This window comes from Flavobacterium sp. (assembly GCF_028712645.1).
GTDB lineage: Bacteria > Bacteroidota > Bacteroidia > Flavobacteriales > Flavobacteriaceae > Flavobacterium.
The window spans coordinates 1-7,382 of record NZ_JAQTPQ010000178.1 but is presented as its reverse complement, the minus strand read 5'-3'; the positions used below and the strand labels follow the sequence as shown (position 1 = coordinate 7,382).

The following is a 7,382-nucleotide window of genomic DNA, read 5'->3' as shown; positions in this document are numbered from 1 at the left end:
CGACGGAAAAAATTCATTGCACATCCTTTCTGATTTTGACAGGACTCTTTCTTACGGAATCAAAGACGGAAAACCTGCTCCAAGCATTATTTCAATTTTAAGAAATGGAAAATATTTAAGCAAAGAGTACGCAGAAAAAGCTCACGCACTTTTTAACAAATATCACCCAATCGAAATCTCTGCAGAAATTTCTCAATAAGAAAGGAATCATAAAATGCAAGAATGGTGGAAAGCCCACTTCGATTTACTAATAGAATCAGGATTAGACAAAGCAACACTAAAAAAAGTTGCAGAAGAAATAATTCAAGACAAAATTATTGTATTAAGAAAAGGTGTAAAAGAATTTTTTGAAAATCTAAACAAAAATAAAATCCAATTAATCATTTTATCGTCGAGCATAAGCGATTCATTAATCGAAATATTAAAACAAAAAAATCTTTTCTTTGAAAACACACATGTAATTGGAAATAATTTAAAATTCAACGAACACGGAAAATTCATAAAAATAGAAAAAATAATTCATGTTTTCAATAAGCACGAAGCAGAAATTAAAAATCTCAAAATCTATCAAGAACTTCTAAAAAGAAAAAATGTAATTTTGCTCGGAGATTCCCTTGGAGATTTAAAAATGGTAGAAGGTTTTCCTTATAAAAATTTAATTAAAATTGCTTTTCTGAATGAAGAACCAGAAAAAAACCTCGAAGAATATAAAAAAAATTTTGACATAATAATTTTAAATGACGCAGATTTTTCTTATATAAATAATTTAATTAGCGAGATATTATAAAAATTAAATGTATTTCAAGTCCATCTATATTATAAAAGAAGAAAAAGTAAAAATATTATGAATTCGAGTAAAAATCTAAAGGTAATAATAATTATAATTTCTGCAATATTACTAATAAGTTTAGTTTTATTTTATAAATTAAATAAAGAAACAGAAGAAAATATTTTTTCAGGCGACGATTCTGAAAATTTAGATTACGATGATAATATAGAAGAAACTGCAACTATTTTAACAGGCATAACAACTGAAGAAATATATAAATACACAAATTATGATTACAGCGACGTAGATATCTCTGATAATCGGGAAGAATCTGAAATCCAAACTATAAATCTTAATGATGAAGATTCAATTGTAAATATTAATTCAAGCGGAACTTATGTAATCAGCGGAACATTAAATGAAGGACAGATTATTGTATCATCAGAAGATGAAGGCGAAGTAAAATTAATTTTAAATGGCACAAATATAATTTCTTCAACTAATTCTCCAATATTAATAGAAAGTGCAAAAGAAACAATTATAATTTTAGCAGAAGGAACAACAAATTCAATAACAGATAACAGCGAATACGTCGACCCTGACACAGATGAAACCGCAACTCCTGCCGCAATCTACAGCAAAGACGATTTATACATAAACGGATTAGGAAAATTAATAATTAATTCAGAAAATAAAAATGGAATTCAAAGTAAAGACCAATTAATAATTATCGACGGAGATATAACAATCACTGCAAAAAAAGAAGCAATAAAAGCAAAAGATTATTTAGTTATTGAAAACGGAAAATTTATATTGAATTCAGGAGAAGATGGAATTTCAGTCACAGAAGATGAAGATGCTGAAAAAGGGTGGATTGTTATCAATAGTGGAACAATAAGAATAAATTCACAATACGACGGAATCTCCGCAAAAACTTATTTATTAATTAACGACGGAGAATTAAATATAACAACAAGCAGCACAGACAAAACAATTAGTGCAAAAGGAATCAAGGCAGATTATTATATAGAAATAGATGGAGGAATAATAAACATAAATTCAGCAGATGATGGAATCCATTCTAATAATGAAATAAAAATAAATAAATGTTCAATAAAAATTTCTTCAGGAGATGATGGAATTCATAGCGATGAATTAATTGAAATCAACTACGGAGAAATTAACATTGCAAAAAGTATTGAAGGAATAGAAAGTAAAAATATTTATATTAACAATGGAGAAATATCGATAATTTCAAGTGATGATGGAATTAATGTAGCAGATAGCACAATGGTTTCTGCACCTATGGAAGCCGCTATCGACGGAGCCCTTTATATTTCTGGAGGAAATTTATATGTAAATGCAAATGGCGATGGACTTGATTCTAATGGTGACATGTATATTACAGGAGGATTCATAATAGTTAATAGTCCAACCAACAACGGAAATGGAGGATTAGATGTAAACGGAGAATGTTTAGTTGATGGAGGATTTTTAGTTGTCGCAAGCAGTTCAGGAATGGCAGAATCTCCAGATGCAAGTTCAGAACAAAATTCAGTTTCAATATTTTTCACAAGCACAATGCCAGCAGGAACATTAATTCATATAGAATCAAGTAGCGGAAAAAATATTTTAACTTTCGCACCAGCAAAAACATTCCAAGCAATTGTTATAAGTTCAAATGAATTAATAACAGGAGAAACTTACAAAATTTATATCGACGGAACTGCAAGCGGAACAGAGACAAATGGATTATATGAAACAGAAGATTATAACGCAGGAACACTATATCAAGAATTTACAATTTCAAGTACAATAACAATTTTAGGAACAGCAAATTCAATGAATAATAATATGGATGGAGGAATGCAAACTAATCCAAGAGGAATGAGATAAAAAATTAATTTTCTAGTTCTAAAAATACATCAACAATAAAAAAGCGAGAACAATTAAACCCAAAAATAATAATCATCAAGACAATAAATTTTAATTTTCTCAGAATTTTTTAACTCACTCTTTAAAATAAATGATAATATCTGCACAATCTTTTAAGAAATCAACTTCACCTATTTCAAACCTAATAATATTTTTAATTCCAGTTCTTTCTTTCAAATCTTTTAATAACAAATCACGATTTTCAGGTTTTATCATATCAATTTTTTCATATTTTATCTCGCGTTGTTGTTCATAATTAAAACCAAATCCTTTTTCAAGAAAATAAATAATTACTATTACACAAAAATTAGCAACAAATAATTTAGTATATAGTCCTTCGCTAAACATAATTGAACTCATAACAGAAAGTGCTAAAATAATAAAAAGATAAGTCATATCTCTTATTGGCATAGGGTCTGTACGATAACGCAAAATAGAAAAAAGTGCAAAAAGTCCAAAACCAACCCCGACACTCAATTCAATACTTGTCAAAATACTAACTACAAAAAAGATAATTGTGCTAAATGCAATAAAAGTAAAAATATTATTTTTATTATGGTTTTTAGGATAATAAATAAATCGTGTAATCAAAATTGTCGTCGCTAAATTAAACAAAAATCCCAATAAATATAAAAATATTTCATTCATTTTGAACCACTATTTAATTTATTTATAATCATTAATTTCTCTTTAAAGTTATTGGTTTTAAGCCCGTCGTAAATCAAACCTGCGCCAATACAATATTTACTCAATCCATTTGACCTTATTGATTTTTCACGCATCAATTTTACAATATCAGAATTTTTTGAAAATTTTTCCTGCTTAATTTCAATTATTGCTAAGTTAGGTAATTTAATAGTTTTATTTATGGCTTTATTAAAAAATTCTAAATTAATATCAATTGTAACTCGTTCAACATTTTTTTTGCTGACTAATGTTATTCGAGTATAATTATTAAATAAAACTGGGGACAAATCTTTTGTTTCAAAAGGACTTTTTTCCTGAATAAACTTTTTTATACCTCCTTCTAATTTATAAAAATTTTCTGGAATCTGAATTCTTTTTTTAAAAGTTTTTTCTTTGTTATCTTTAAATTTTATTTCTATAAAGGATAATCCTGAGTTCATATATTTTCTTACTCGAATTTTATATCGGTTCAATCTTCCGTTGTGATGTTCTTTATACATTTTAAAATCAGGCGTGTCAAAATAAATAGTGCGATAATCAGTTTTTCTATACTTTCCAATTTTTAATATTTTATAAAATTTTGGTAATTCGTCGAGGAGTTCAAATAATTTATCTAATTCAATTAAATATTTTATTTCTACTCTATCAAGAAGTTCGAAACTTTTCATTTCTTCAAGAGTTATCGGACTAAATTTATCGAGATATCTATCTACTTTTGCTTCAGGGCTTACACAAATATTTACATTATTTTTCATTATGATTTTTAAAAGTTTAAATCAATAAAATTAATACAAAAAATTGTTTTATAAATAGAATGGACTTAAAATACATTTATAAAAAACCTCTCAAACTTGGAAAATTATCTCTTTCTCTCGACGGCAAAACTTTATTTTTATTAAAAGAATCAGCAGCACTCATAAGTGCGCGAAAAACCGCATCTTCTTTTATTTCTGGAACTTCATAAACTTGATAATAATAATCTGGAAAAGGTGCTCTATCAGGACAACTAATTTCATCATAAACACCCCAAGTTCGCCCATTGTACAAAAGAGTAAATTCTCTTACTAACATTTTATTTAACAAATTATTTTTAATATTTTGAAGCAAAATAAAAACTTATTTATATTTAAATATATACTAAGAAATTAATCAAATCAATAAATTTTTATATGTTCTTAGTTTTAATTTAGTATGGCATTGTTTTTATCTGGCGGAGGAAGTGGAGAAGATTCAAAAGAGTTAGATAAGGCATTTGTAGAAAAAGTTGGAAAGAGAAAACCAGTCCTTTATATCCCTCTTGCAAGAGAACCTCCTTACGAATCATGCTTAGAATGGATTCAAGCTAATTTTAAAGATTTAGAATTCAATAATTTCAAGATGGTCAAAAGTGTTGAAGGATTAAGGAATATCAAACTTGAAGAATATTCAGGGGTTTATATTGGGGGAGGGAATACTTATAAATTACTAAACGATTTAAGAATTTCCGGATTTTTGAAGGTTCTAAAAAGTTATGTTGATTCTGGGGGTATAGTTTATGGTGGGAGTGCAGGGGCAATAATCTTTGGAAAAGATATATCGACTGCAAATGATGAAGACCAAGTTAAAATTTCTGATTTTAAAGGGCTGAATAAAATAGGAAAGTTTTCAATCTATTGCCATTATTTTAGAAAGGATAAAAAGAAAGTAGAGGATTATATAAAAAGGAATAAATTTCCTGTGATAGCCCTACCTGAAAAAACAGGGATAATTATCAACGGAGATAAGTTGAAGATTGTTGGAGAAGAACCTTCATATGTCTTTTATAAGACAACAATAAAAAAAATTCTACCGAATCAGAAATTTAGTTTAGCATAACTTTTATATATAGTAACTCCAGAGTAGTTATATGGAATGGAGCGAATATTTACCAATTCTACAGAAAATTGTAGATAGAAATAGCCTCAAGATAAAACAGGATATAAGTAAATTTATTAATTCAAAAAAGATTTATAGAAACATCTCTTACAGCGATTTTTTCTCATTGATTTTAATAAGAGAAAAGGATGCAGATACAACATTAAACGTTGGTTATCCATTTCCAATGCTTTCTAAAAAAATTAAATACCAAGGTGTTACAGACAAGCAGGTATCTATAAAATTCTTTTTGAGAGGAAAACCGATTAGAGAAAAACAAAGAATAAACCTTATTTCTGAATTAGGTGAGAATAATCTTTTTGAATTTATTGAAGTTAAAAAAATGAAGGATTTTAGAAATTTAACGAAGAAAATTTGTAAAAAGTATGACTCCTTTGATTATTTTGACCCCTACACTTTTGTAGGAGATTCATTTATTGGTATGTATCTCGTAGATAATTTTAAAGAGATATTTGGATTAAAACTTAAGAAGGTTTATTCAAATTCTTCTCCCCACTTAGCCTTTTCATTTGATTCTTCCAAGTTTAATTCGAATAAAATAGAATCATGTTCTGGGTTGTGTATTGTAGGAGATTTTATTGATATGCATTGGAATAGAACGGTTCCTTTAATTAAGAAACTCTTGAAGAAAAATAAATCAATTATCATACTGGGAAGAAATTTGGTTACAGAAAGAGAAAATGGAGGGGTGAAAATTTATCATTTGTCTTTTGAAGACCACCTTTTAAGAAATCAGAACATAGAAGATTATATGAAATCAATAATTAGACCCCATTTAATCCCTAAGGAAATCCCACAGAAAGTAAGAAAGATGGATAAACTAAATATCTTAATTAATCCATTTGGCTCCGAGGAAATCAAAACAATTCCTAAAGATTTTATAGTATCTTTTACTAAAAACGTATTAAGATTTTCTCCTGATTCAAAAATAATTATTGTGAAAGGGTTTAATTTTTTAGAACACCATAAAAATTGGGTTAACGAAATTAAAATAGAATTAGATAAAGAGGGTTTATCTTCTAATATTGAATTAAAATCTTATAATTCACTTTCGGATATTGTTAAAGACATAGAAAAAGATAATATCACTTTGGGATTGACTTCCGATACTTCGATTTCTCATTTATTTAACTTTATGGGAGTAATTAATTTAAGTTTTTTTAATTCAGATAGATGGGATAATGAAAGTATTCAATCTTTGTCTTCGGATTCTCCTCTCGGTTTTTGTAGATATTATGCAACAGAAATTCCTATCATATTTAATCATAGAGATTATAATTTTTTATTAAAAGATATAATTAATTTAATTAAATTAATAAAAAGTAAAAGGGTAAAATTAAACGCTAAGAAATTAGAATCTTTAATTTTAGAATTATGTAATAAAAAAGATTTAGATAAAATCAATAATTCAATAAAAAATGTTTACTTAACTGAATTAAATAAAACAAAATTGTCTTGGTTAAATAATCTCTTTAATCCCATGGAGATATTAGATAAGATAAATTTAAATGATGATTCAAAATTTCTTTTTTATTCCGCGTGGAGATTAAATATTTTAAATAAACTTGGAGAATTGAAATGATAAAATCAGTAAACCAATTAGTAACTCAAAGATGTAATAGCAAATGTGAAATGTGTGGGATTTGGAGAGAGGAACCTGAAGAAGAATTGAGTCCTGAAGAATTTGATAGATTATATTCTCATAAAGAATTTAGGGGAGTTGAAGACCTTTGTATTTCAGGGGGAGAACCAACATTAAGAAAAGACTTAATTGAAGTTACAGATAGAATTATTTCCCATCTACCCTTACTTAGGATGCTTTTTCTTAGTACAAATGCCTCTAATCCTCGCGTAGTAGAATCTTTTATGAAAAGATACTCCCCATTAGTTGAGGATATTCATGTTTGCCTTTCATTAGAAGGCGATAGAGAAACACATAAGAGAGTTAGGGGAATTGATACTTACGATAAAGTTGTTGATACCATAAAGAGAGTTAAAATTTTAGGGTTAGGTAATTCCCATACAGTACTCTCTACTACTCTTACCCCTGATAATTGTAATCAAAATTCTTTAGACC

At 27.4% G+C, this 7,382-nt stretch carries 7 protein-coding genes and 1 pseudogene; 5 read left to right on the top strand and 3 right to left on the bottom strand.

Annotated features, from left to right (window positions below; translation table 11 throughout):
* The first annotated feature begins 16 nt into the window (after positions 1 to 16).
* A pseudogene (locus PHC28_RS13065) lies at positions 17 to 787 on the top strand (haloacid dehalogenase-like hydrolase).
* A 57-nt stretch (positions 788 to 844) separates the two neighbouring features.
* Complete coding sequence (locus PHC28_RS13060; protein WP_300101293.1) at positions 845 to 2,665, top strand: carbohydrate-binding domain-containing protein; 1,821 nt, start codon at positions 845 to 847, stop codon at positions 2,663 to 2,665.
* 114 nt (positions 2,666 to 2,779) lie between these two features.
* Here PHC28_RS13060 and PHC28_RS13055 read toward each other — a convergent pair whose 3' ends face one another.
* From PHC28_RS13055 to PHC28_RS13045, 3 genes are all read right to left on the bottom strand, one after another.
* The gene (locus PHC28_RS13055) at positions 2,780 to 3,352 is read right to left on the bottom strand and encodes a DUF4956 domain-containing protein (protein ID WP_300101289.1); all 573 of its coding nucleotides are present in this window, start codon (positions 3,350 to 3,352) and stop codon (positions 2,780 to 2,782) included.
* Positions 3,349 to 4,146, bottom strand: coding sequence for a polyphosphate polymerase domain-containing protein (locus PHC28_RS13050; protein ID WP_300101286.1), 798 nt, complete (start codon positions 4,144 to 4,146; stop codon positions 3,349 to 3,351). Before PHC28_RS13050 ends, PHC28_RS13055 begins: the two co-directional genes overlap by 4 nt.
* Before the next feature lie 76 nt (positions 4,147 to 4,222).
* Positions 4,223 to 4,462 (bottom strand): hypothetical protein, encoded by a 240-nt coding sequence (locus tag PHC28_RS13045; RefSeq protein WP_300101283.1) that lies wholly within the window; start codon positions 4,460 to 4,462, stop codon positions 4,223 to 4,225.
* Positions 4,463 to 4,582: 120 nt separating this feature from the next.
* Between PHC28_RS13045 and PHC28_RS13040 the strand changes: the two genes are divergently transcribed.
* The 3 genes from PHC28_RS13040 to PHC28_RS13030 all read left to right on the top strand — a co-directional run.
* Positions 4,583 to 5,245, top strand: coding sequence for a Type 1 glutamine amidotransferase-like domain-containing protein (locus tag PHC28_RS13040; RefSeq protein ID WP_300101279.1), 663 nt, complete (start codon positions 4,583 to 4,585; stop codon positions 5,243 to 5,245).
* Positions 5,246 to 5,276: 31 nt separating this feature from the next.
* Positions 5,277 to 6,887, top strand: a complete 1,611-nt coding sequence (locus PHC28_RS13035) for a hypothetical protein (RefSeq protein ID WP_300101276.1) — start codon at positions 5,277 to 5,279, stop codon at positions 6,885 to 6,887.
* Positions 6,884 to 7,382, top strand: a 499-nt coding sequence (locus tag PHC28_RS13030; protein ID WP_300101273.1) for a radical SAM protein, incomplete at its 3' end; no start/stop codon positions are given. The genes PHC28_RS13035 and PHC28_RS13030, both read left to right, overlap by 4 nt.

Excerpts from the sequence above, each read along its gene's own strand:
- PHC28_RS13055 (WP_300101289.1), bottom strand. The coding sequence starts at position 3,352 with ATGAATGAAATATTTTTATATTTATTGGGATTTTTGTTTAATTTAGCG.
- PHC28_RS13060 (WP_300101293.1), top strand. The coding sequence starts at position 845 with ATGAATTCGAGTAAAAATCTAAAGGTAATAATAATTATAATTTCTGCA.
- PHC28_RS13040 (WP_300101279.1), top strand. The coding sequence starts at position 4,583 with ATGGCATTGTTTTTATCTGGCGGAGGAAGTGGAGAAGATTCAAAAGAG.
- PHC28_RS13050 (WP_300101286.1), bottom strand. The coding sequence starts at position 4,146 with ATGAAAAATAATGTAAATATTTGTGTAAGCCCTGAAGCAAAAGTAGAT.
- PHC28_RS13045 (WP_300101283.1), bottom strand. The coding sequence starts at position 4,462 with ATGTTAGTAAGAGAATTTACTCTTTTGTACAATGGGCGAACTTGGGGT.
- PHC28_RS13035 (WP_300101276.1), top strand. The coding sequence starts at position 5,277 with ATGGAATGGAGCGAATATTTACCAATTCTACAGAAAATTGTAGATAGA.